Genomic DNA, 22894 nt, shown 5'->3' on the forward strand with positions numbered 1-22894 from the left:
TCAGACCATTAAACAGCCTGACTCAACGCGACGGGAAAAAATGAAAGGTCGCTGACAACCGCTAAGGCTATCAGCAAAAAGGGATAGCCTTAGGAGTTGATCCTGGATGACAGGATAATGAGCCAGTATCTACTGGGTGTGTCCAAGGCGAATGTCCTCTTAGCGTAATCGTGGGCGCATGTTACGCCAGCAAAAATTTGCCGTCAACACGCAACGAAACGCGAAAAAGCAATAATTTCCCCTTATGCAGAAAGGTTAGCAGAGTGAGAGTATTTATCTATGATTTCAGAATATTAACATCAATATATCGCCGGATGGCGGCTTCGCCTTATCCGGCCTACAAATCAAAATGTTAGCCAGCGCGTAGGCCGGATAAGACGCGCCATCCGGCACTATGAGAGTCGGTCAAACCGTTTCTAGCTTCGCATACGCGGCAACCAGCCATTTGATCCCTTGCCCCTGAAAAGCCACCTGCAACCGGCTATGCTCGCCGCTGCCCTCCAGGTTGACAATAGTTCCCTCGCCGAACTTCGCATGGCGCACGCGTTGGCCGAGTTTGTAGCCTGTGTCGTTTTCCGCCAGCGGCGTTCCCATTCGTTGATGGCTCACCGGACGGCTGACGGTGGCGCGCAGACGTACCTCTTCCACGCACTCTTCCGGCAACTCGCCGATAAAACGCGACGGGCGATGATAAACCTCTTTACCATACAGACGGCGAGTTTCGGCATAGGTTAGCGTCAGTTTCTGCATGGCACGGGTAACGCCGACGTAGGCCAGACGACGCTCCTCTTCCAAACGCCCGCCCTCATCCAGCGACATCTGGCTGGGGAACATCCCCTCTTCCATCCCGACGATAAACACCTGCGGAAACTCCAGGCCTTTGGCCGAGTGCAGCGTCATCAGCTGCACCGCATCCTGCCAGGTATCCGCCTGCCCCTCGCCCGCTTCCAGCGCCGCGTGAGAGAGGAAGGCCTGCAACGGCATCAAATCTTCATCTTCGTCGTTGTAGCTGAACTGCCGCGTCGCCGTCACCAGTTCCTCTAAGTTTTCGATGCGCGTCTGGCCTTTCTCGCCTTTTTCTTGCTCATACATGGTGCGCAGGCCGGAATCTTTGATCACCCGGTCAGTCTGCACATGCAGCGGCATGTCGGCGGTTTCCTGCGCCAGGGCGTCGATCAGTTCCATAAAGCGTTGCAGCGCGCTGGCCGCACGCCCGGCCAGGGCTTTTTCCTGTAACAATTCACGGCACGCCTGCCACAATGTTAGCTGGCGATCGCGCGAGGTCTGGCGCACCACGTCCAGCGTGCGGTCGCCGATGCCGCGCGTCGGGGTATTCACCACGCGTTCAAAGGCGGCATCATCGTTGCGATTGGCAATCAAACGCAGATAAGAGAGCGCATCTTTGATCTCCTGGCGTTCGAAGAAGCGCATACCGCCGTAAATGCGGTACGGCATACTGGCCTGTAATAACGCTTCTTCCAGCACGCGCGACTGGGCGTTGCTGCGATAAAGGATGGCGCATTGCGCAAGCGCGCCGCCGTTGTCCTGCCAGGTTTTGATACGGTTAACCACAAAGCGCGCTTCATCCAGTTCGTTGAAAGCGCAGTACAGCGATATCGGTTCGCCGTCAACGCCGTCAGTCCACAGTTTTTTACCCAAACGCCCATTGTTGTTTTCAATCAGAGCGTTCGCCGCGCTAAGGATGTTGCTGGTCGAGCGGTAATTCTGCTCCAGACGAATGGTCTGCGCGCCGGGGAAATCATTGAGGAAGCGCTGGATGTTCTCTACCTGGGCCCCGCGCCAGCCGTAGATCGACTGGTCATCGTCGCCAACGATCATCACCTTGCCGGTGTCGCCCGCCAGCAGACGAACCCAGGCGTACTGAATGTTGTTGGTATCCTGGAATTCGTCCACCAGGATGTTAGTAAACCGCTCGCGATAGTGTTGCAGGATGTGCGGCTTGTTCAGCCATAGTTCATGAGCGCGCAGCAGTAGCTCGGCAAAATCCACCAGACCAGCGCGATCGCACGCTTCCTGATAGGCCTGATACACCTTCTGCCAGGTCTGTTCCACCGGATTGCCATAGCTTTGGATATGGTGCGGGCGTAGCCCTTCGTCTTTCTGGCTATTGATGTACCACATCGCCTGACGCGGCGGCCACTGCTTCTCATCAAGATTCATCGCCTTAATCAGGCGTTTAAGCAAACGCATCTGATCTTCGCTGTCGAGAATCTGGAAATCCTGCGGCAGATTAGCGTCCATATGATGCGCGCGCAGCAGGCGGTGCGCCAGACCGTGGAACGTCCCTACCCACATTCCGCCCTGGCTGGTCCCCATCAACTGGCCAATACGATGGCGCATTTCCGCCGCCGCTTTATTGGTAAAGGTCACCGCCATGATGGAGTATGGCGAGTTGTTTTCTACGCTCAGTAACCAGGCGATACGGTGCACCAGCACGCGGGTTTTCCCGCTTCCCGCGCCCGCCAACACCAGCATGTTGCTACGTGGCGCGGCCACCGCTTCGCGCTGTTTATCATTAAGGCTGTCGAGCAGGTAAGAAACGTCCATTGGCACCGCCGCGTAAAAACATGAAAACTAAAAACGCCCGGTGGCGCTTCGCTTACCGGGGCTACTTATCGTAGGGCGGATAAGCATAGCGCCATCCGCCAGAATAACTGGGAATTTATACAGAACTACTGGTGATTATATCAGCGAGGTGAGAGATGCCAACCGCGAAATTTCGATATGCGGCAGTAAACGGCTGTCCTGCGTCCGCATCAGGTCGGCATTTTCAGGTTTAATCCAGCAGGCCTGCATCCCACAGCGAATAGCGCCAGCCACATCGGTAGTCAGATCGTCGCCGACATGCAGGATCTCGCCGATCGGCACATGCAGTTTTTCCGCCGCCAGGAAATACATGTCGCTAAACGGTTTGGAACGTCCATCCGGGCCGGCGCGCAGTACAAACTTAAAGTAATCGCCGAGGCCAAACAGTTCCGGCTGGGCATTGCCGTTAGTGATCGCCACCAGCGGCCATTTTTTCGCAAGCTGCTGTAACGTCTCATGGGTAGCCTGCGGAACCTCAATCTGGCTGCGCCATTTGGCAAAATGCATCATCGCCGCATTCGCGCCGGCAATGGCCTCCTGCGTCGATAATCCCGCATCCCGCATGGCCTGCTCTATCGCGCGATGGCGCCAGCGGGTAACGTCATGATAGATTTCCGGCTCCGCTTCACGCACCGCCTGCCGTATCCGCTGTAAATCGACGTTTTGAAACGAACGTAGCGACGGGTGATAATTTTGCATAAAAGCGAGCGCTTCCTGCTCAGTACGCAAAATCACCGGACGGTTATCATAAAGGGTATCATCCAGGTCAAAGGTGAGCGCGGCAATACGCCCCAAAGGCCGGTAAAAACGCATTATTTCCCCCGTTTAGCGCGCGGATGCGCCGCGTCGTACACTGAAGCAAGATGTTGAAAATCAAGATGAGTATAAATTTGGGTGGTGGAAAGGTTGGCATGACCCAGCAGCTCTTGCACGCCGCGCAGATCGCCGCTCGATTCCAGCATATGGGTCGCGAACGAATGGCGCAGCTTATGTGGATGCACGTGGCTGTTTAGCCCCTGCTTTATGCCCCATTCGGCGAACCGTTTTTGGACATTGCGCGCGGAGATACGCTTGCCGAGCTTCGACAGGAATAACGCCTCTTCATCGCTGGCGAACAGGCCGCGCAGATCCAGCCAGTGCTCAATCCACGTCACCGCGTTACGGCCAATCGGCAGGCGTCGCTCTTTGCTGCCTTTACCCATTACCCACACTTCGCCGGTATCAAGATCGAGGTGCTTTATATCCAGGCCAACCAGTTCGGATAAACGCAGCCCCGCGCCGTACATGACCTCCAGCATCGCCCGATCACGTACGGCGAGCGGATCGTTAAGATCGATGTCCAGCAGGCGGTTAACGTCGTCGACATCAATATTTTTCGGCAGATGACGCGGCGCTTTCGGTGCGGAGACACCCTTTGCCGGGTTAGCTTTCAATTCGCCCTGACTGACTAACCAGTCAAAAAAGCTTCGCAATGCCGAGAGACGTAGCGCCAGACTGGCAGGGCCAAGCCCTTTGCGCCGACTGCGCACCGCAAAACTGCGCACAATCGCAGCGTCACATTGTTGCCAGCTTTTCAGCCCGGTTTCTCCGGCTAAAGCGATAATGGCATCAAGCTGACGCTGGTAGTTCAGCAGGGTAATGGGGCTAAGCTGGCGCTCCACGCCTAAATAGCGCAGGAACCGCGAGACATCCTGAGAAAGCGCGACATCCGTCATACGCGTTTAATCCAGCGTTCCAGCAGTTCCGGCAGCATCAGCGCGATCTCCTGTAAAAGCTGCGTCCCCTGTCCCGGCTGATAGTGATGCGGGTCACGGCTGCTGAAGAGAATCACCCCGAGGTCGCCATCGCTGCCCATCATCGACATGGCTACCGAGCCTACAGCCTTCGCCTCCGGCAAGACCACCAGCAGTTCCGGGCCGTTTAGCGGGCCAAGATAATGCTGCGACTGTCCCAGCCGTTGAATACGCAGCGGCTCAAAGGCCTGACGGTTTAAAGCCAGATGTGTATAGCGCGATGGCGCGCCAAGACGCCACCGATCCGGGAACAAACGCAGCGTCGCGCCGGCAAGCCCCAAATCGCGCGCCCAGCGGTGAAACCGCACCAGCATCTCATCCAGACTATCCGCGGCGACCAGACGGCTTTGCAGATGCAGCAAGCGATAAAACAGGCTTTCATTGGCATGAGCCTGTTCCATCAGCAGCGTCATATTTTCTTCAAGCACATTGATGTGATTACGCGCGCGGGCCATATGCCACTCAACGAGCGAAACCGTTCCCCGCACGGGATGTGGAACACGCATCGCTTCAACGGCGTGGGCGTTACGGATAAAAAACTCAGGGTGGTGGCGCAGGTAATCGACGACCGCTCGATCGTCCAGTTCCGTGAGCGTTTCCTGTAGTTCTTCCTCTGGTTGCTTCATAAATGGATAAATCCGTCGTAGATATGTGCCGCCGGACCAGTCATGTATAACGGATGACCCGGACCTTTCCAGGCGATATCCAGCCGACCGCCCGGTAATTCCACGCGTACTTCTTCAGCCAGCAGCCCCTGCTGAATCCCCACGGCAACGGCAGCGCACGCGCCGCTGCCGCACGCGCGGGTCTCCCCTGCGCCGCGTTCATAGACTCGCAGCCGGATATGCTCACGTCTTACAACCTGCATAAAACCAATGTTGGCGCGTTCCGGAAAACGCTCATGGCTTTCCAGAACCGGCCCCAGTGTTTCAACGGCCGCCGTGTCGACGTTATCAACCTGAATGACACAGTGCGGATTGCCCATTGAAACCACGCCGCACAATATGGTCTGTTCCGCCGCTCGCATAATATACGTCTTTTCCGCTTTGTTGGCGCGAAAAGGCACCTGCGCGGGTTCAAAGTTTGGCTCGCCCATATTGACGCGTACCAGTTCATCTTCCGTGACGCTCAGTACCATCCGGCCATTCGCGGTACTGACCCGAATGTCGCGTTTATTGGTTAGCCCTTTCAGGCGAACAAATCGCGCGAAACAGCGCGCGCCATTGCCGCACTGCGAGACTTCACTGCCGTCGGCGTTGAAGATGCGGTAATGAAAGTCCAACTCAGGATCATAGGGCGGCTCAACCACCAGCAGCTGATCGAACCCTACGCCCAGGTGTCTGTCGGATAGCCGACGAATCAGTTCCGGCGAAAAAAAGACATTCTGCGTTACCGCGTCGACGACCATAAAATCGTTGCCAAGGCCATGCATTTTAGAGAATTGCATCATTCACTCCGTTCACGCGGGGACAGAAAACTATCCTCAGTAATTGACCTGGGACGGGCCATCTCCCGTTGCGCGATCGTTCTTATCGGGCATCGTGGACTGCGTTTGCGAATCGACTTTTTTCGTCGGCGGCGGCGCATTTTTATCGGCTGGCGGGAAATAAAGCGGCCCTTTCAAACCGCAGCCCGTCAGGCTGAACAGAGTCAGAAGTACAGCGAGTGTCTTAAACACGTTTTTCATTATGGATTGCCTGTAAGTTCATGCTTTCTATTTTCTATCATCGCAGGAGAAGGCGTAAAAGCAAGCGTTTAGGGGCTCTTTATAAAATCTGAAAAGCGGCGCGTTGCCATGATTATTGCGCATTTACATCAGGAAACATGCTTTGCTCATCACTTTAGGTTTACGTACCACGTCCGGATGACCTTATGCAATATCGTAATTTGTTTTGCCTTTTTTCGCTTTCACTTCTGCTACCTCCCGCCTGGGGATGCCGGCTGAGTGAATCTCCGCACAATGTTTATCAACGGCAAGGCAGCGGCGTGGTTTATCTCCAGCCAGAAGAGGAGAACAATCTTTCGTTGCCGGAGGTGAATTTCAAACGCCTGCGTCGGTTACCCAATTCATTGATTAACCCGGCAAATCAGGGCTGGAACTGGATAGCCCAGCCCCCTTCCTGAACCGGGAAATTAACGCCGGAAAAGAGCATGGCTATTTTATGCGTGATAGCCAGCAAGGTCAGGGTATTCATGTCCTTAGCATCAATGGGCCGCTAAAAGTCACCAAGCGTTTTGCGTATGACAACCGCTATGTTTATACGTGGATTGGCAGCCAGCTTTACCGAACAGCATTCCCCTGCCCGGATAAGACGCATACTCTGAATAGGAACGTCATGTACACCAATAATAAAGATATCATCATCATAACGCAGGCGCAGGAATGCCAAAAATGACGCCGCTAAACCGTTTTGCGCGTTTGAATAAACATCTGAAAAACGCCCTTCGGGGCGTGGGGATCGGTTCATGCATTTACGTCATTGTTGAAAGCGTTATGCACGGCACGATAAACGGTGTTGAAGCTGCCGGAGTCCTGACGATAAGCGCGGTACTCGGTCTGCTTAGCGCTCTTTTGGATATCAAAGCAAAGCCGCGCGCCCCCTTAATCCTGTTGCATTTTCTCCTCTGCGGCGGCTGCGTCGCGCTGATGGTGGCAATGCTGTCGGCTCTGAACCATTTCCCGGTTAACGCGTCCGTCATACTTATCACCAGTGCGCTATTTATCGTCATTTATCTACCGCTGGGTTTTATCCTTTACCGCTCACAACGGTAATTCGTATCGGTTCCAGAAGCTGACGCTTCCCCTTATACTGGCGCTATCACTCAATAGCGAGATAAAACAATGAACGACAGTGAATTTCATCGCCTTGCCGACACTCTGTGGTTAGCCATCGAAGAACGTCTGGACGACTGGGATGGCGACAGCGATATCGACTGCGAAATCAACGGCGGCGTGCTGACCCTCAGCTTTGAGAACGGCAGTAAGATCATTATTAACCGTCAGGAGCCGTTGCACCAGGTGTGGCTGGCGACCAAACAGGGCGGCTATCATTTCGATCTGAAAGGCGACGAGTGGATTTGCGATCGCAGCGGCGAAACCTTCTGGGAGCTGCTGGAGCAGGCGGCAACGCAGCAGGCGGGTGAAAAGGTGAGTTTTCGTTGATTTATTTGCCGGATGCGCTTTGCTTATCCGGCTTACTGTAGACCCGGTAAGGCGTAGCCGCCACCGGGCAAAAATCCTCAGGAAAAATACTGCTGCAATAGCGGCGCGTCATGATCCTGGTTTGCTGGCGGCACGGTGTTGATAGGCTGCGTACGGAATGGGATCACCTGCGCGCGGCCATCGGTTTTCACTATCTGGTAGAACTGCGGCAGGTTGAAGTTGATAAAGCTGGAGCCATACGTGAAGCGATCGTGCGATGACGAATAGAAGCGACTGACGTCGCGCACCAGTTCTTCCTTGCTACCTTCGCAGTGGTGATACACTTCCGCCCGGTTACTTTCATCCAGAATATAAATATTAAAGCCTTTCTCATCGCCCGTTTCTTCAAAGAAGAACTGGATAATCCCTTCGCTGGCGAAGCCATCCACCACTGACGGCAATTTCACCTGGTTGGTTTCCACCTGTACCGACAGCCCGTGCAGCTTGTTATGCGAAATCGCGCCGTAGAATTCGATAGCGTTCTCCAGCTTCTGCACCGAGACATTCAAGCGTTCGAAGAATAGTCCCCACGTCTGCCCGGAAACCCGCAGCGCCTTGAAGCGACCGGTCTCCTGACGGGTGCTGGAAAGACGTAGCTCGATACATTCGGAGACCAGTTGCTGCACGCGGGTACGAATCAGACCGCGAAGATGCTGACTGTAGCAGAACACTTCGACGCTATCCGGCGGCGCGGCATCCTGGTGCATTTTCCCCAGAATCGTTTTCAGCGCTTCGATCATCGCCTGCTCGCCGTTAAAGTGCAGAGTACGCACTTCGTTCCACGAGTTGCGATATAACAAGTCGATACTGCCTATCAGACAGTTTTGCTCTTCGCCAAAGCTGAAAACGTCCAGCTTACGGAAGTCAAAATGGACCACTTTATTGCGAAACGCCGCCGTCGGGTCATATTCGAGGTTAACGATAATCGCCAGATGGCGAATTTCACAGGGGCTGTAGAGCGCTTTCGGCGTCGGAGCAGGCAAGCGCAGCGGGAAATGGTGCGAAACATCGGCGACCATCTCCTGCAACTTAGGCAGGTCGACAATACCGTTGCCCTTAATAAACAGATGCGTTCGCGACGTCAGCAGGCCGTTGAACCACGCCCACGCGACCAGCTTATTAAGATAACGGTTATATTCCAGCGGCTGATGGCTGATGATGGAGTCCATGTTCGGCGCGCGGTTGTAGAGATACCAGCCTGAACGGTTGGCGCGTCCCGGCGGCACATGGATAAAGGTTAAATTCGGCTCGGACAGATCCGGCGATATCTGCGGGTTCACCAGCGTGACTTTACCCGGCAACGCTTCAAACGCCGCGTACAGCTTACGCGTCAGTACGCCGATATCCTGCGGGCTGGCACTCACGCTGAGATTGTTGCGCCGCGCAAAGCGAATCAGATTACGATAGCTCTGCATCATTGCGTCGAGCAATTCGTTGTGGGCTTCGCGCACCTGATCGATTTTCCAGTTTGCGCGATTATCGAGCATGGTCAGACGCGCGTCGTCCCATCCCCACTCGCTGACTAACTGGCTTAATACTTCCCGACGCCAGCCTACGCAGGCGCGCTCGCGACTTAATTTCTCGCACACTTTCAGGTAAAAGCAGCGGCGGACTAAATCCAGCCGCGTCGGATCTTCAATCGCCGTCAGGTATTCAGTGACCCGTTCCAGCATCATGCAGTAGGGATCGAGTCCAAACGATACGATTTCACCGTCATGCAGACGTTGTTTAATATCTTTCGCCAGCAGACGTGGGTTGGGATATTCCCATGAGTAGGCTTCCAGCAGCAGCGTTTTCAGCACCGCTTTGTACGGCGAGTCAATGCTCTTGTATAGCTGCCACAGGCTGGCGCCAAAGTACTCTTCGGCGGAGAGCGAGCTTAAGCCCCCCAGATCCAGCCATTCGTTTGGCGTTAATACGCCCTGCGCGTAGAGCGTCATGACATAGTCGTCGTAATGCTCTTCTTCGTCGCACGGCACCATACTCCACAGGATACGCTTCCCGGCCAGGCGCACAGCGGTACGATAAAACTCATCAAGCAACAGGATATGCTGCGTAGAACCACAGTCTTCCCCGCCCAGACTGCCGCTTTCGTTATGGCGGAAACGGTTCTCGTCGATCAGGAAGAAGCTCACCTCAACGCCAAGCGAGGCGGCCCAGCTTTCCAGCAGGCTACACTTACGTTGCAGCAACTGACGCTCTTCACCGTCGAGCCAGGACTGATGGCACACCCAGATATCCAGGTCGGACGAGCAGCTCTGCCCGACCGAGGAGGTGCTGCCCATGGTGTAAACACCGGTAATCGGCAGCTCGCCCTTCGGCGGGTCCTGCGGCGTCATACCGCGGTACAGCTCAAGTTCGTTCAGATAGTGGCGTTGGGTTTCATCAGGCGTGTAGAAGCAAATACCGCTGGGAACGTTACCATCAAGGTAACCCGGCATCAGTGGATGGTGATAGTGCAATAATGTCGGCAGAAGACTGTAAACCTGCTGAAAAGCGGGTCCCATGGCAGCAAGCGCGCGATCCACACGCAGTTGATTTATGGCATCCAGTCTCTGTTTCAGAGTCTCAATATAGAGGTACAAGACGTATCGCCTGATGTTGCTACCCGTCATGGTGCAGGTCAGTACTTGACCGTCGCCATTCGGGATAAACCGTATGTCAAAAATAACCGTTACCCTTTCTCGCCTGCATATTTTTATCTAATACCGACGAAAAAATGGTCTAAAACGTGATCAATTTAACACCTTGCTCATTGACCGTAAAGAAAGATGCGCTACATACAAGTGTAGCACCGTTCGCTGCGTGTAAATTCTTAAATACGGGCTGGCGGTTTCTCGTCATTATTCACTGTCCTTGACGACACTGCGCCTTATCCTCTCACTCACGGTGACCGGAAAACTAACATACTCTCTATAAGGATGTTAGGATGGTCAATGATTGATAATGACGGTAACAAGCATGTTAGACAATGTTTTAAGAATTGCCACACGCCAAAGTCCCCTTGCGCTTTGGCAGGCACATTATGTCAAAGACGCATTGATGGCAACCCATCCGGGACTGACGGTAGAACTGGTGCCGATGGTCACACGCGGCGACGTGATTCTCGATACTCCCCTGGCGAAAGTGGGCGGTAAGGGACTGTTTGTTAAAGAGCTTGAAATCGCGCTGCTGGAAAAGCGCGCTGATATCGCCGTGCACTCTATGAAAGACGTTCCGGTGGCCTTCCCGGACGGTCTCGGTCTGGTGACCATTTGCGAGCGCGAAGATCCGCGCGACGCGTTTGTCTCGAATAAATATCACAGTCTGGACGATCTGCCCGCGGGTAGTATCGTCGGGACGTCCAGTTTGCGTCGCCAGTGTCAACTGGCGGAACGCCGTCCGGACCTCATTATCCGTTCGTTGCGCGGCAACGTCGGCACACGTCTCGGCAAGCTGGACAACGGCGACTATGACGCCATTATCCTGGCCGTGGCCGGTCTGAAACGCTTAGGTCTGGAGTCGCGCATTCGCACAGCCTTGCCGCCCGACGTTTCGCTTCCTGCCGTAGGCCAGGGCGCCGTCGGGATTGAGTGTCGTCTTGACGACGCGCGAACACAGGCGCTGCTCGCACCGTTGAATCACTCGCAAACCGCGCTGCGCGTAACGGCGGAACGCGCTATGAACACCCGCCTGGAAGGCGGGTGTCAGGTGCCGATTGGCAGCTATGCAGAAATCATCAACGGTGAAATTTGGTTACGCGCGCTGGTTGGCGCGCCGGACGGTTCGGTGATGGTGCGCGGCGAACGTCGTGGTTCTCCCGAGCAGGCGGAGCAAATGGGCATCTCGCTTGCAGAGGAACTGCTGGAAAACGGCGCGCGCGCGATTCTGACGGAAGTTTATAACGGCGAGACGCCCGCATGAGTATTCTGATCACCCGCCCCTCTCCCGCAGGGGAAGCGTTAGTGAGCCGTCTGCGCGCACTGGGGCAGGTGGCCTGGAGTTTTCCACTGATTGAATTTGTCGCCGGTCGGGAGCTACCCACCCTGGCCGACCGCCTGGCGACGCTGACGGAAAACGATCTGGTTTTTGCCCTTTCACAGCACGCCGTCGCCTTTGCTCACGCCCAGCTCCAGCGGGATGGCCGAAACTGGCCTGCGTCGCCGCGCTATTTCGCGATTGGCCGCACCACGGCGCTCGCCCTTCATACCGTTAGCGGGTTCGATATTCGTTATCCATTGGATCGGGAAATCAGCGAAGCCTTGCTACAATTACCTGAATTACAAAATATTGCGGGCAAACGCGCGCTGATTTTGCGTGGCAATGGCGGCCGCGAACTGCTGGGCGAAACCCTGACAGCTCGCGGAGCCGAAGTCAATTTTTGTGAATGTTATCAAAGATGTGCGAAACATTACGATGGCGCGGAAGAAGCGATGCGCTGGCATACTCGCGGCGTAACAACGCTTGTTGTTACCAGCGGCGAGATGTTGCAACGGCTCTGGTCGCTGACTCCCCAGTGGTATCGTGAGCACTGGTTACTACGCTGTCGGCTATTGGTCGTCAGTGAGCGTCTGGCGCACCTCGCCCGGGAACTGGGCTGGCAAGATATTAAGGTCGCTGATAACGCCGACAACGATGCGCTGTTGCGCGCATTACAATAACTCTCATAATGGGATGCCATAATGACGGAACAAGAAAAATCCTCCGCCGTGGTTGATGAGACCAGGGAGAGCGTGGAAACCACGCCACAGCCAGTTAATACCGAGAAAAAAAGTAAGAACGGCGCCGCGCTGGTATTAAGCGCGGTGGCGATTGCGATTGCCCTGGCGGCAGGTATTGGGCTTTATGGCTGGGGGAAACAGCAAGCAACCGCGCAAACGGAAACCAGCGATGCGCTGGCGACGCAACTAACCGCCTTGCAAAAGGCGCAGGAGAGCCAAAAAGCGGAGCTGGAAGGGATTATCAAAAAACAAGCGGCGCAGTTAGATGACGCAAATCGCCAACAGGCGGCGCTGGCGAAACAGCTTGATGAAGTACAACAAAAAGTCGCCACCATTTCCGGCAGCGATGCTAAAACCTGGCTGCTGGCGCAGGCTGATTTCCTGGTGAAACTCGCCGGACGCAAGCTATGGAGCGATCAGGACGTCACTACCGCCGCTGCGCTGCTCAAAAGCGCTGACGCCAGTCTGGCGGACATGAACGACCCCAGCCTGATTACCGCACGACGCGCGATTACTGACGATATCGCCAGCCTGTCATCCGTTGCGCAGATCGACTACGACGGCATTATTCTCAAGCTCAATCAGCTCTCTAACCAAATCGATAACCTGCGTCTGGCGGATAACGATACCGATGGTTCGCCGATGGATTCAGACAGCAGCGAGCTGTCCAGCTCGCTAAGCGAATGGCGCGTTAACCTGCAAAAAAGCTGGCAGAACTTTATGGACAGCTTTATTACCATTCGCCGCCGCGATGATACCGCCGTACCGCTGTTGGCGCCCAACCAGGACGTCTATTTACGCGAAAATATTCGCTCCCGCCTGTTAGTCGCCGCGCAGGCCGTGCCACGCCATCAGGAAGAAACATACCGTCAGGCGCTGGATAACGTTTCGACCTGGGTTCGCGCTTATTACGATACTGACGACGCCGCGACAAAAGCCTTCCTGGAGGAGGTCGATAAATTAAGCCAGCAAAATATCACGATGGATCTGCCGGAAACCCTGGGAAGCCAGGCGATCCTTGAAAAACTGATGCAAACCCGCGTGCGTAATCTGCTGGCGCAACCGACAGTCTCTACGGCAGCGCCTGCCACGCAGACAGACGCTCCGGCAGCCGCGCCGCAAGGAGAATAATGATGCTAAAAGTATTATTGCTCTTTGTGTTGTTGCTCGCGGGTATCGTGGTCGGCCCGATGATAGCCGGTCACCAGGGCTATGTGTTAATCCAGACCGATACCTACAACATTGAAACCAGCGTCACCGGCCTGGCGATCATTCTCATCGTCGCTATGGTGGTGCTATTCGCCATTGAGTGGTTACTACGCCGTCTGTTTCGTACCGGCGCGCACACCCGCGGTTGGTTTGCCGGTCGTAAACGCCGTCGCGCTCGCAAGCAGACCGAACAGGCGCTGCTGAAGCTGGCGGAGGGCGACTATCAGCAGGTTGAAAAGCTGATGTCAAAAAATGCCGACCATGCTGAACAACCGGTGGTAAATTATCTGCTGGCGGCAGAAGCGGCGCAGCAGCGCGGCGATGAAGCGCGCGCTAATCAGCACCTTGAACGTGCGGCAGAGCTGGCGGGGAACGACACCATCCCGGTCGAGATCACGCGCGTGCGCTTACAGCTGGCGCGCAATGAAAATCACGCAGCGCGTCACGGCGTGGACAAACTGCTGGAGGTCACGCCGCGTCACCCGGAAGTTCTGCGTCTGGCGGAGCAGGCCTATATTCGCACCAGCGCATGGAGTTCTTTACTGGATATCATCCCATCCATGGCGAAAGCGCACGTCGGCGATGAAGCGCATCGCGCCATGCTCGAACAACAGGCGTGGATAGGACTCATGGATCAGGCGCGTGCCGAGCAGGGCAGCGAAGGATTACGCACCTGGTGGAAAAACCAAAGCCGTAAAACCCGCCATCAGGTGGCGCTGCAGGTCGCGATGGCCGAGCATCTAATCGAGTGTGACGATCATGATATGGCGCAGCAGATTATCATCGACGGTCTGAAACGCCAGTATGACGATCGGCTGGTGCTGCCCATTCCTCGCCTCAGAACCAATAATCCGGAACAACTGGAGAAAGTGCTGCGCCAGCAAATCAAGACGGTAGGCGATCGCCCGCTGTTATGGAGCACGCTCGGCCAGTCGCTAATGAAACACGGTGAATGGCAGGAGGCAACCCTGGCTTTCCGCGCCGCGCTAAAACAACGCCCGGACGCGTATGATTATGCCTGGCTTGCCGATGCGCTTGATCGACTGCATCAACCGGAAGAGGCCGCCGCCATGCGGCGCGATGGCTTGATGCTGACATTACAGAACAATCCCCCGCAGTAATTCCCTCTTGCCCGGTGGCGCTTCGCTTACCGGGCCTACCGCCTACACAAAATCATTCGGGATGCCTAAAAAAACGCCTGCCCGGTTAAGGGGCAGGCGTCAAAACAGGTCTGTATGACAACATAAAGGGGTGCTTCACTCAACGTTGTGTCCAGGGTGTTTGATGAGGCGTAAGCGACATCTGTCAGTGGACGATAAGCACCGTAAACGGCTCTGCATCATTCCTGAGTTTATGAGGCCAGAAGGCGAACATAAGAGATGGAATGAGCATCTACCCGTACATTATTGCACATAACGTGCCATCTTTGCACCGCTAAAAAACAGGCGCAGGCATTAAAAAAACGTAGAGAATTCACGCGATTGTCATCCCCCCGCCGCTGGCGAGGTTTTAGCGTGTCGCCCGGTGGAGACAGAACAGGATGCTTTTTACAAAGTGATTATAAATCAATAGATTACTCGTCACCGAATAGCGACAAATGAAGCCTGGGATATCGCCAACAAATCATAATGGCAACACGTGCGGGATAAGGGGTTGAAAAGGAACAGAAAACAAAAAACCCCGCCGAAGCGGGGTTCAAAATTGGTCGGCGAGAGAGGATTCGAACCTCCGACCCACTGGTCCCAAACCAGTTGCGCTACCAAGCTGCGCTACTCGCCGATATACTGCTTTTTTGAATTTTTAGTTCAATTCATTGAGTCGTGGTGCGAGGGGGGGGACTTGAACCCCCACGTCCGTAAGGACACTAACACCTGAAGCTAGCGCGTCTACCAATTCCGCCACCTTCGCGTTTCACAACTCTATATTAATGGGGTGGCTAATGGGATTCGAACCCACGACAACTGGAATCACAATCCAGGGCTCTACCAACTGAGCTATAGCCACCACTGAAACTTTTTACGCGGTATTAAACCACCGCAGCTCAAGCACCTAAATAAATGGTACGCCCGACAGGATTCGAACCTGAGACCTCTGCCTCCGGAGGGCAGCGCTCTATCCAGCTGAGCTACGGGCGCTTAGCGCCGTTGCGGGGGTGGATAATACGGACTTCACACCCCGCTGTCCAGTGCCTTTTTAAATAAAATGCGCGTTTGGTTATGCTTTGCGCATTTTGGCGCTTATTCCCCCACCTTGTGGGCGGTTCCGTGACGATTCAGGCCGAAAACTTTGTAGACCAGCGTGACGGCCAGCAGGAAGATGACGCCGACAAACAGCGACATGCGCGTATCTTCATTAAAGTACATGCCGATTAAAACGCAAACCAGAAACGCCATCGTCAAATAGTTCGCCCACGGAAACATAATGGAACGAAAAGGATGATCCGCAATCGCTTCTTTATGCGCCCGACGAAAGCGCAGTTGGCTAATCAGAATGACAAACCACGGCACCATCCCCGGCAGTACGCTGGCGCTATAAACGTAAACAAAGACGCGCTGCGGATTGGGGATGATGTAGTTCAGGCAAGAACCTACCAGCAAAATCAAAATAGAGAGCGCCACGCCCGCGACCGGCACGCCGTGGCGAGAGACTTTCGCGACTGCCGCCGGCAGTTGACGGTTTTTCGCCAGCGCGTAAAGCATACGCCCACAGCTATACATTCCGCTGTTACAGCCGGAGAGCGCCGCCGTCAGCACGACAAAGTTGATAATGCCTGCCGCGGCGGTGATGCCGATTTTCGCGAAGGTGAGCACAAAGGGACTGCCGTTGCTGCCAATCTCATTCCACGGGAAAATGGTGACGATCACGAAAATCGCGCCAACATAAAAAATCAGGATACGCCACAGCACTTTACCCACCGCGCTACGCAACGTCACCTGCGGATTCTTCGCTTCACCGGCGGTAATACCGATCAACTCAACCCCCTGATAAGAGGCCACCACGATACATAATGCGGTCAGAAAGCCTTTCCAGCCGCCGGCAAAAAAGCCGCCATGCTCGGTCAGATTACCAAAGCCAATCGCCTGGCCTCCGTTACCAAAGCCGAAGAAAATCACCCCCAGACCGATGATGATCATCACAATAATCGTGGTGACTTTGATCATCGCAAACCAGAACTCGATTTCACCATACAGGCGCACCGCAGCCAGATTCGCCAACGCGACCAGTCCGACGGCAATCAGCGCCGGTATCCACTGCGCCATCTCCGGAAACCAGAACTGGACGTAGACCCCAATGGCGGTAATTTCCGAGATCCCGACCGCCATCCACATAAACCAGTATGACCAGGCGGTAAGATAGCCAAAAAAAGGACTCATATACCGGTGGGCGTACACGGCAAAGGAGCCGGTAACAGGTTCCAGAAAGAGCATCTCCCCCATCGAGCGCATGATGAAAAAGACGAACAATCCGGCGATGATATACGCCAGCAGCACTGACGGGCCCGCCCATTTCAGCGTACTGGCGGCGCCCATAAAGAGTCCGACGCCGATGGTGCCCCCCAGGGCAATCAATTCAATATGACGAGCTTCCAGCCCACGCTGTAGCTCCGGTTTTTTCTCTGCCATAAATCCTCATGTCGTGTTTGCAACGGTTCCGGTAGTACCGGTTATTGTTATGGGTACATCGATTGTTGCGAATATTTTCTTAAATTTGGACAAATGGCAAATGGAGCATTAAAAAAATGCACTTATTGTGTAAGAAATCATCGATTATGTTGTAAATGAGCAGCGCCATAAGCACAATCCGCTGCTCAAGTCATCAGAAGGGAGAATTAGAGATCGCCAGTATAGTGCCAGCGAAGGTAGCGCAGCAGACGCATCTGGCGGGTAATACGCTTCGGTTGAGAAAGCAGACGATACAACCACTCCAGCCCCAGGTTCTGCCATATTTTTGGGGCGCGTTTGACGTGACCGGTAAACACATCATAGGTACCGCCCACCCCCATATATAACGCATGGGGATGCACTTCCCGACAATCGCGCATTAGCAATTCCTGTTTTGGCGATCCCATCGCGACGGTGACAATTTTCGCGCCGCTGGCATGGATACGCGCAAATAGCGCCTGACGCTGCTCCGGCGTAAAGTAACCGTCCTGGCTACCCACAATATTGACGTTCCACTGCGTCCGCAGTTTTGCTTCCGTCTGCGCCAGCACCTCAGGCTTGCCGCCGACAAGAAATACCGGCGTGTCTTCTTTCCCCGCGCGCGCCATTAACGCTTCCCAAAGGTCGGCGCCAGCCACACGAGAAACCTGCGCCTGCGGAAATTTTTTACGTATTGAACGCACCACGCTGATGCCATCGGCATATTTAAATTCCGCCGCCGCTATCAACGCGCGGACTTCCGGATTATCTTCCGCCGTCAGCAGCTTTTCGGCGTTGATCGCCACCAACGTGCCTTGCTTCAGTTGACCATCGGCAAACAGATAATTCAGCGCGTGTGACATGTCGCGCCAGCCAATCAGAGGTAATCCACGCAGCGAGTAAAGGGGCGCAGCGGCATTATTGGTCATAGTTTTCCTTCCACCTGTGCCTGAGGGAGCGAAGTTGTACGTTTATGAATCAGTCCGGCGCTATCAAATAACCAGAACAGAAGCTTAGCGACCAGCAGGCTGGCGCCAAAAACCACCAGGAAGAAAACCACGCGCGAAACAAACGAATCCAGCCCTTCTCGCGCCAGCACAATCATATTAAAGATGGCGCCAAAGCAGAAACTGTGCAGAATCGCCGCCTTATAGCGATTGGGCTCCCGGTTACCCAGTTCATACAGCCAGTCGAACCATTTGATAATCAGCCCGACGACGATCGCGCCGAGCGGAATAAACAGCGCCCCGCCCATGACCACCAGCGATCCGATAAGCGTTGGCGATATCGCCAGGCCAGAATGGTTGTTCAGGACTTCCCAGGTGAAGTAATTCGCAGAATTCAGCACGATACTGGGTCGCCCCGGCCATAACCAGGTGGGAATAAAGACGTAGAAATCACGCACGATAGGGGCCAGCCCCTGAAAATCGATATTGTGGTAATTTTGCAACAGCAGCGCCAGATTCTCCCACGGCGAAAAGGTATCGCGCGTCAGATAAAGAAACGTATAGAACGCCTCATCGCCGCTCACATTTAATCCGTAGCGTTTGAGCGCCAGCCAGAACATACCGACAATCCCCAGCACGCCCGCCGCTGCCAGCATCCACAGGCTGATCCAGCCCCGAATAATGCCGATAAACAGGAAGATAGCAAACGCAATAATGATGTTAGCGCGCGTGCCGCCGACAATCATGTAGGTCAACAGACCAAACGCGACGGTGCTCACCAGAAAGAACAGCCACGCTTTGCTGTCCTGGCGCAGGAAATAGACCACCAGCATCGCCGGAATGAAGAAATAGAAGAACCGTTTTAACGCCACGCCGGAGACTTCGCTGGAAAAGATCTGGCTGTAGGAGTGCAGCCGGAACAGCAAAAAGCCGTTATGCATAAAGAAAATCGCCACGCTCACCAGCGCGATGCCCATCAGGATCACCCAGGTAAGGTGGGTTTCCACCCGGTTCATGGTAAATAGCGGCTTGCGTGGTACATCCACAACGCGTTTGCGTAAACGCGTTTTATAGGTCACGTAATACACGCCGTAGAAACAGGCGGCGGATAATAGAGCCTGCAATAAGATTTCCGGCGGCGCGACGCCAACGTCGAAACGAAATACCAGCACGCTGGTTAGCGGAAAACCAAAAAAGAAGGTCAACAAAAACAGCAACGAAAAGAAAACGTTGAAGTTAAAACGCACGCGGCGGAATTCAAACCAGGTCAGCGTGGCGATAAACAGCGTAGAGAGCAGCCAGACCACCAGCAGCCCGCTGAATTGCATTAAACTCATTCGGCTTCTCCTGCGGCGATTCTCAACGCATTATGCCACGGTTGCAGGTAGTTGGGGCTAAAGAAGGTAATGCCGCTTTTATCTACCGATGCGAGCTGACGCTGCGCCTCGCGCACGACCTGCTCATTAAGATCGTCCGTGGTAAACAGGACGGGCAGATGCTGTTCCGCCATATCCTGCCAGAAAGGATTGTCGCGATTCAGTACGCACGGGATATCGGCCTGAATTAGCAGACACAACGTCCCGATCCCCTGTTGGCGGGCAAAAATAAAATAACCGAGGTCGCACTGGCGCAACAGCGCAAGATAGGCATCAAATTCCATTTTTTCGCTAAGAATTTGTAAATTTTCGGCGCTAAATAGCGCCAGACCGGCCTGACGAACCTCATCAATATAGGCCTGGTTATTGGCCGGATAGCCCATCGGCACCACCACGTTTACCGTATCGCCAAACTGCTGATACACCGCCCGTAACGCCGCAATATGTTGGTTACTGCGATCGCCGGAGTTCCCTACTAAAATGGTCAATTTTCCCGCACGTTGGAGCTCTTTTGCCATAGCATTCAGGGAAGGATCCATGCGCGTCGGGAAATAGAGCAACTCGCCGCGTACGTCCGGATGCTGGCGCGCAAAATAGCTGAGATCGCCGCGCGTCGCGAATACGCACCCTACTCGCCCCTGCGCGATACGACGAAGCGGGTAGAAAAGGCGGAATTTCAGCCCGTGGGACACTTCGTAGAGATCCGCGCCCCAGATATGCCAGTAAAACTGAGCTGGCTTAATACCGCCGCTTAACAGCGCCAGCCACAGGCTGGTGTTGAACTGACCGTGAAAGAAGAATCTCTGTCGACGATTTGCTTTCGCTTTGGCGATAACCGCCTGCGCCAGCGCTTTCTTACTGCCATAAAAACGAAGCGAGAGCGCCGGGCAGCTTTCCGTGAAGCCGTTATCTTCACCGGCAACCATAAATTCGCGCGCGTGCTCGCTTGTGGCGGCCAGCGTATCATTGAAAAACCGCAGCACGGTGTGGTTATGGTGAGGGATATCCGATCCCAGGACGTGAATCAGTACAGTCATGCTCGCCTACGCCAGAGTAAAAATACGCCGCAACAAAGTGAAAAATAGACAATATAGGTGGCCATATAAGCCTGTGCCGCACCCAGCGCGCCGTGAGCGGGAATCAGCCAGTGAGCGAACGCCGTTAACAGAATGAACTGGCTAATTTCGGCCAGAATGTAAAATCGCAACGACGCTTTGGCAATCACCAGATAACCGAAAACATAGGCGCCGACTTTCAGCACGTCGCCCACTAACTGCCAGGCGAACAGATCGCGCATCGCGGTGAATTTGGCGGAAAAAAGCAGCCAGATAGCAAAATCGCGCAGTAGCCAGACGGTAAAACTCGCCGCCGCAACCGCCGGTAAAACAAATTTCAGCGCTTTTACCACTTCACGCGTAATGTCCTGTTTTTCCGTCAGGCGTGAGAGCGTGGGTAACAGGTAAACGCTGAAGGAGGCGGTGATAAATTGCAGATAGGCGTCAGAAATACTGCTTACGCCCTGCCAGATCCCGACATCGCTCCAGCTATAGTGCGCGGCCAGTTGGTTTCGCATCATCACATAGGCAACCGGCATCGTAACGGAGGTAATCAGCGCCATCAGGGTAAATTTACTGAGCTGCCCTGCCAGACCGTTGTCCCAGGAGGGCTTGAGATAGCGTAGCGGGACGGTGCCGCGCTTAATCAGTATTATACCGGCTGGCACTACCACCAGCGCCGGCACCAGCGCCAGGCCAAGCAGAGCGCCTTCATAGCCGCCGACACGGTAGCAGAGATACCAGGCGGCGACGCCCAAAAAGCTGCCGACAATTAACGATAAGGCATTACCCGACGCGTCACGAAAGCCCTTCATTAGCGCCAGCAGCAGGTTCGCCCAGGCGATCCCCATTTGTACCAGCGCAACCAGACGCACCAGCCCTTGATAGTCCGTATGACCGAACAATCCCTGGCTAATCGGCGCCGCCGCCAGCAAGAAGACCAGCGCCAGCAGCGTAGAGAACCCCAATACCATCGCGGAGGAGGTTCCCACCACGGTACGTAACTGCGCCGGGTTATCATGATGTTGTGCGACAAGTTTGGTAACGCCGTTAAATATCCCGGCGCCAGCCAATACGCCCAGCACGGTAATCATCTGGCGGAAGTTACCCGCTTGTCCGACGCCCGCCGGACCAAAAGAGACGGCCAGTAGTTTCACCACCAGCAGTCCGGCGCCAATTTTTACCAGCGTACTGACCGCCGTCCACAGGGAGGCTTTAGCAAGCGACATATCAGGAGAAATAATTTAGCAAGGTAGTAATCACCGTTCGTTGATCGACGGGCGCAAGGTTATAAAACAGCGGCAGACGCAACAAACGTTCGCTCTCTTTTGTGGTGTAGACATCGTCCCCGATAAACTCGCCGAATTTATCGCCCGCCGGACAATCATGCAGCGGAATGTAATGGAATACCGCCATGATTTCCGCCTCTTTCAGGAAATTAATCAGCGCGCTGCGATCGGCGATATCCCGCAGTTTGATGTAAAACATATGGGCATTATGCCCGCAGTTTTCCGGAATAGAAGGCAGCTCGATACGCCCGGCGCGCGCCAGCGGCGTTAACGCATCGTAGTAAGTCTGCCACAGCGACAGACGCTGTTGATTGATACGATCGGCGGCCTCCAGTTGCGCCCACAGATAGGCAGCCTGCAGATCGGACATCAAATAACTGGAGCCGATATCCCGCCAGGTGTATTTATCCACCTGACCACGGAAGAACTGGCTACGGTTGGTGCCTTTTTCGCGGATGATCTCCGCGCGTTCAATTAGCGTACGATCGTTGATCAGCGTCGCGCCGCCTTCGCCGCCAGCGGTGTAATTTTTGGTTTCATGGAAGCTAAAACAGCCGATGTGACCGATCGTCCCTAATGCGCGCCCTTTGTACGTGGACATCACACCCTGGGCGGCATCCTCGACAACGAACAGATTATACTTATCCGCCAGCGCCATGATGACGTCCATTTCACAAGCGACGCCAGCGTAGTGTACCGGCACGATAGCGCGGGTTTTATCAGTAATCGCCGCCTCAATCAGCGTTTCGTCAATATTCATCGTATCCGGACGAATATCGACAAACACAATTTTCGCGCCGCGCAGGACAAAAGCGTTAGCGGTGGAGACAAACGTAAAGCTCGGCATGATCACTTCATCGCCGGGCTGAATATCCAACAACAGAGCCGCCATCTCCAGCGATGCGGTACAGGAAGGCGTTAGCAACACCTTCGCGCTGCCGAAATGTTGCTCCAGCCACTGCTGGCAACGACGCGTAAAGCCGCCGTCGCCGCACAGTTTGCCGCTGCTCATTGCAGACTGCATGTATTCGAGTTCGGTTCCCACCACCGGCGGCGCATTAAAAGGAATCATGTT

21 protein-coding genes, 4 tRNA genes and 1 pseudogene are annotated in these 22894 nt (G+C 54.6%); 8 read left to right on the forward strand and 18 right to left on the reverse strand.

What is annotated here, in order from left to right; translation table 11 throughout:
* Positions 1–89: 89 nt before the first annotated feature.
* The 7 genes from ysgD to lptM form a co-directional block, all read right to left on the reverse strand.
* A complete protein-coding gene (gene ysgD, locus ACLJNW_RS21425) occupies positions 90–146 on the reverse strand; it encodes a YsgD/CorL family protein (RefSeq protein ID WP_212723238.1) in 57 nt (18 codons plus the stop codon).
* A 259-nt stretch (positions 147–405) separates the two neighbouring features.
* Positions 406–2568, reverse strand: a complete 2163-nt coding sequence (uvrD, locus tag ACLJNW_RS21430) for a DNA helicase II (protein WP_000383436.1) — start codon at positions 2566–2568, stop codon at positions 406–408.
* A gap of 135 nt (positions 2569–2703) precedes the next feature.
* Positions 2704–3420: a 5-amino-6-(5-phospho-D-ribitylamino)uracil phosphatase YigB gene (gene yigB, locus ACLJNW_RS21435; RefSeq protein WP_023204517.1), complete on the reverse strand. Its 717-nt coding sequence runs from the start codon at positions 3418–3420 to the stop codon at positions 2704–2706.
* Positions 3420–4322 carry a tyrosine recombinase XerC gene (xerC, locus tag ACLJNW_RS21440; protein ID WP_000132874.1) on the reverse strand — a complete coding sequence of 301 codons (903 nt, stop codon included), beginning with the start codon at positions 4320–4322 and terminating at the stop codon, positions 3420–3422. Before xerC ends, yigB begins: the two co-directional genes overlap by 1 nt.
* A complete protein-coding gene (locus ACLJNW_RS21445) occupies positions 4319–5026 on the reverse strand; it encodes a DUF484 domain-containing protein (RefSeq protein WP_000812763.1) in 708 nt (235 codons plus the stop codon). Before ACLJNW_RS21445 ends, xerC begins: the two co-directional genes overlap by 4 nt.
* Entirely contained in the window at positions 5023–5847 is an 825-nt protein-coding gene (gene dapF, locus ACLJNW_RS21450) for a diaminopimelate epimerase (RefSeq protein WP_001160671.1), read from the reverse strand. The genes ACLJNW_RS21445 and dapF overlap by 4 nt, the downstream gene beginning before the upstream one ends.
* A gap of 36 nt (positions 5848–5883) precedes the next feature.
* Complete coding sequence (gene lptM, locus ACLJNW_RS21455) at positions 5884–6087, reverse strand: LPS translocon maturation chaperone LptM (RefSeq protein WP_000799903.1); 204 nt, start codon at positions 6085–6087, stop codon at positions 5884–5886.
* A gap of 185 nt (positions 6088–6272) precedes the next feature.
* On the opposite strand from lptM, the gene ACLJNW_RS21460 reads away from it, so the two are divergent.
* From ACLJNW_RS21460 to cyaY, 4 genes and pseudogenes are all read left to right on the forward strand, one after another.
* Positions 6273–6524 carry a hypothetical protein gene (locus ACLJNW_RS21460; protein ID WP_001594384.1) on the forward strand — a complete coding sequence of 84 codons (252 nt, stop codon included), beginning with the start codon at positions 6273–6275 and terminating at the stop codon, positions 6522–6524.
* A pseudogene (locus ACLJNW_RS21465) lies at positions 6494–6796 on the forward strand (hypothetical protein); the annotation flags it as partial. The gene ACLJNW_RS21460 and the pseudogene ACLJNW_RS21465, both read left to right, overlap by 31 nt.
* Positions 6784–7173, forward strand: a complete 390-nt coding sequence (locus ACLJNW_RS21470; RefSeq protein ID WP_001125565.1) for a DUF3021 family protein — start codon at positions 6784–6786, stop codon at positions 7171–7173. The pseudogene ACLJNW_RS21465 and the gene ACLJNW_RS21470, both read left to right, overlap by 13 nt.
* 69 nt (positions 7174–7242) lie before the next feature.
* The gene (cyaY, locus tag ACLJNW_RS21475) at positions 7243–7563 is read left to right on the forward strand and encodes an iron donor protein CyaY (RefSeq protein WP_023204516.1); all 321 of its coding nucleotides are present in this window, start codon (positions 7243–7245) and stop codon (positions 7561–7563) included.
* Positions 7564–7640: 77 nt separating this feature from the next.
* Here cyaY and cyaA read toward each other — a convergent pair whose 3' ends face one another.
* Complete coding sequence (cyaA, locus tag ACLJNW_RS21480; RefSeq protein ID WP_000281718.1) at positions 7641–10187, reverse strand: class I adenylate cyclase; 2547 nt, start codon at positions 10185–10187, stop codon at positions 7641–7643.
* A 376-nt stretch (positions 10188–10563) separates the two neighbouring features.
* On the opposite strand from cyaA, the gene hemC reads away from it, so the two are divergent.
* The 4 genes from hemC to hemY are packed head-to-tail and all read left to right on the forward strand — an operon-like array spanning position 10564 to position 14632.
* Complete coding sequence (gene hemC, locus ACLJNW_RS21485; RefSeq protein ID WP_001521319.1) at positions 10564–11505, forward strand: hydroxymethylbilane synthase; 942 nt, start codon at positions 10564–10566, stop codon at positions 11503–11505.
* The gene (hemD, locus tag ACLJNW_RS21490; protein ID WP_000025493.1) at positions 11502–12242 is read left to right on the forward strand and encodes a uroporphyrinogen-III synthase; all 741 of its coding nucleotides are present in this window, start codon (positions 11502–11504) and stop codon (positions 12240–12242) included. The genes hemC and hemD overlap by 4 nt, the downstream gene beginning before the upstream one ends.
* Before the next feature lie 21 nt (positions 12243–12263).
* The gene (gene hemX / locus ACLJNW_RS21495) at positions 12264–13433 is read left to right on the forward strand and encodes a uroporphyrinogen-III C-methyltransferase (protein WP_000138962.1); all 1170 of its coding nucleotides are present in this window, start codon (positions 12264–12266) and stop codon (positions 13431–13433) included.
* Positions 13434–13435: 2 nt separating this feature from the next.
* Positions 13436–14632: a protoheme IX biogenesis protein HemY gene (gene hemY, locus ACLJNW_RS21500; RefSeq protein WP_023602562.1), complete on the forward strand. Its 1197-nt coding sequence runs from the start codon at positions 13436–13438 to the stop codon at positions 14630–14632.
* A 581-nt stretch (positions 14633–15213) separates the two neighbouring features.
* Here the strand turns inward: hemY and ACLJNW_RS21505 are convergent.
* From ACLJNW_RS21505 to rffA, 10 genes are all read right to left on the reverse strand, one after another.
* Positions 15214–15290, reverse strand: a tRNA-Pro gene (locus ACLJNW_RS21505).
* A 42-nt stretch (positions 15291–15332) separates the two neighbouring features.
* Positions 15333–15419: transfer RNA gene (locus ACLJNW_RS21510), tRNA-Leu, on the reverse strand.
* A 20-nt stretch (positions 15420–15439) separates the two neighbouring features.
* Positions 15440–15515 (reverse strand) — tRNA-His (locus ACLJNW_RS21515).
* Between the two features lie 54 nt (positions 15516–15569).
* Positions 15570–15646: transfer RNA gene (locus ACLJNW_RS21520), tRNA-Arg, on the reverse strand.
* 102 nt (positions 15647–15748) lie between these two features.
* Positions 15749–17134 carry a bifunctional threonine/serine APC transporter ThrP gene (thrP, locus tag ACLJNW_RS21525; RefSeq protein WP_000818378.1) on the reverse strand — a complete coding sequence of 462 codons (1386 nt, stop codon included), beginning with the start codon at positions 17132–17134 and terminating at the stop codon, positions 15749–15751.
* Positions 17135–17340: 206 nt separating this feature from the next.
* On the reverse strand, positions 17341–18081 hold the full coding sequence (gene wecG / locus ACLJNW_RS21530; RefSeq protein ID WP_023204887.1) for a lipopolysaccharide N-acetylmannosaminouronosyltransferase: 741 nt from the start codon (positions 18079–18081) through the stop codon (positions 17341–17343).
* Complete coding sequence (gene wzyE / locus ACLJNW_RS21535; protein ID WP_000055605.1) at positions 18078–19436, reverse strand: ECA oligosaccharide polymerase; 1359 nt, start codon at positions 19434–19436, stop codon at positions 18078–18080. Before wzyE ends, wecG begins: the two co-directional genes overlap by 4 nt.
* Entirely contained in the window at positions 19433–20512 is a 1080-nt protein-coding gene (locus tag ACLJNW_RS21540) for a TDP-N-acetylfucosamine:lipid II N-acetylfucosaminyltransferase (RefSeq protein WP_023204888.1), read from the reverse strand. Before ACLJNW_RS21540 ends, wzyE begins: the two co-directional genes overlap by 4 nt.
* The gene (gene wzxE / locus ACLJNW_RS21545) at positions 20509–21759 is read right to left on the reverse strand and encodes a lipid III flippase WzxE (protein ID WP_000050295.1); all 1251 of its coding nucleotides are present in this window, start codon (positions 21757–21759) and stop codon (positions 20509–20511) included. The genes ACLJNW_RS21540 and wzxE overlap by 4 nt, the downstream gene beginning before the upstream one ends.
* A gap of 1 nt (position 21760) precedes the next feature.
* Positions 21761–22891, reverse strand: coding sequence for a dTDP-4-amino-4,6-dideoxygalactose transaminase (gene rffA, locus ACLJNW_RS21550; protein WP_000612080.1), 1131 nt, complete (start codon positions 22889–22891; stop codon positions 21761–21763).
* Between the last annotated feature and the right edge of the window lie 3 nt (positions 22892–22894).

Origin of the sequence: Salmonella sp. SAL4457, from assembly GCF_046548235.1 — a bacterium.
GTDB lineage: Bacteria > Pseudomonadota > Gammaproteobacteria > Enterobacterales > Enterobacteriaceae > Salmonella > Salmonella enterica.

What these genes read in the sequence shown, in the direction of transcription:
- uvrD (WP_000383436.1), bottom strand. Translation starts at nt 2,568, where the DNA reads ATGGACGTTTCTTACCTGCTCGACAGCCTTAATGATAAACAGCGCGAA.
- yigB (WP_023204517.1), bottom strand. Translation starts at nt 3,420, where the DNA reads ATGCGTTTTTACCGGCCTTTGGGGCGTATTGCCGCGCTCACCTTTGAC.
- xerC (WP_000132874.1), bottom strand. Translation starts at nt 4,322, where the DNA reads ATGACGGATGTCGCGCTTTCTCAGGATGTCTCGCGGTTCCTGCGCTAT.
- ACLJNW_RS21445 (WP_000812763.1), bottom strand. Translation starts at nt 5,026, where the DNA reads ATGAAGCAACCAGAGGAAGAACTACAGGAAACGCTCACGGAACTGGAC.
- dapF (WP_001160671.1), bottom strand. Translation starts at nt 5,847, where the DNA reads ATGCAATTCTCTAAAATGCATGGCCTTGGCAACGATTTTATGGTCGTC.
- lptM (WP_000799903.1), bottom strand. Translation starts at nt 6,087, where the DNA reads ATGAAAAACGTGTTTAAGACACTCGCTGTACTTCTGACTCTGTTCAGC.
- ACLJNW_RS21460 (WP_001594384.1), top strand. Translation starts at nt 6,273, where the DNA reads ATGCAATATCGTAATTTGTTTTGCCTTTTTTCGCTTTCACTTCTGCTA.
- ACLJNW_RS21470 (WP_001125565.1), top strand. Translation starts at nt 6,784, where the DNA reads ATGCCAAAAATGACGCCGCTAAACCGTTTTGCGCGTTTGAATAAACAT.
- cyaY (WP_023204516.1), top strand. Translation starts at nt 7,243, where the DNA reads ATGAACGACAGTGAATTTCATCGCCTTGCCGACACTCTGTGGTTAGCC.
- hemC (WP_001521319.1), top strand. Translation starts at nt 10,564, where the DNA reads ATGTTAGACAATGTTTTAAGAATTGCCACACGCCAAAGTCCCCTTGCG.
- hemD (WP_000025493.1), top strand. Translation starts at nt 11,502, where the DNA reads ATGAGTATTCTGATCACCCGCCCCTCTCCCGCAGGGGAAGCGTTAGTG.
- hemX (WP_000138962.1), top strand. Translation starts at nt 12,264, where the DNA reads ATGACGGAACAAGAAAAATCCTCCGCCGTGGTTGATGAGACCAGGGAG.
- hemY (WP_023602562.1), top strand. Translation starts at nt 13,436, where the DNA reads ATGCTAAAAGTATTATTGCTCTTTGTGTTGTTGCTCGCGGGTATCGTG.
- thrP (WP_000818378.1), bottom strand. Translation starts at nt 17,134, where the DNA reads ATGGCAGAGAAAAAACCGGAGCTACAGCGTGGGCTGGAAGCTCGTCAT.
- wecG (WP_023204887.1), bottom strand. Translation starts at nt 18,081, where the DNA reads ATGACCAATAATGCCGCTGCGCCCCTTTACTCGCTGCGTGGATTACCT.
- wzyE (WP_000055605.1), bottom strand. Translation starts at nt 19,436, where the DNA reads ATGAGTTTAATGCAATTCAGCGGGCTGCTGGTGGTCTGGCTGCTCTCT.
- ACLJNW_RS21540 (WP_023204888.1), bottom strand. Translation starts at nt 20,512, where the DNA reads ATGACTGTACTGATTCACGTCCTGGGATCGGATATCCCTCACCATAAC.
- wzxE (WP_000050295.1), bottom strand. Translation starts at nt 21,759, where the DNA reads ATGTCGCTTGCTAAAGCCTCCCTGTGGACGGCGGTCAGTACGCTGGTA.
- rffA (WP_000612080.1), bottom strand. Translation starts at nt 22,891, where the DNA reads ATGATTCCTTTTAATGCGCCGCCGGTGGTGGGAACCGAACTCGAATAC.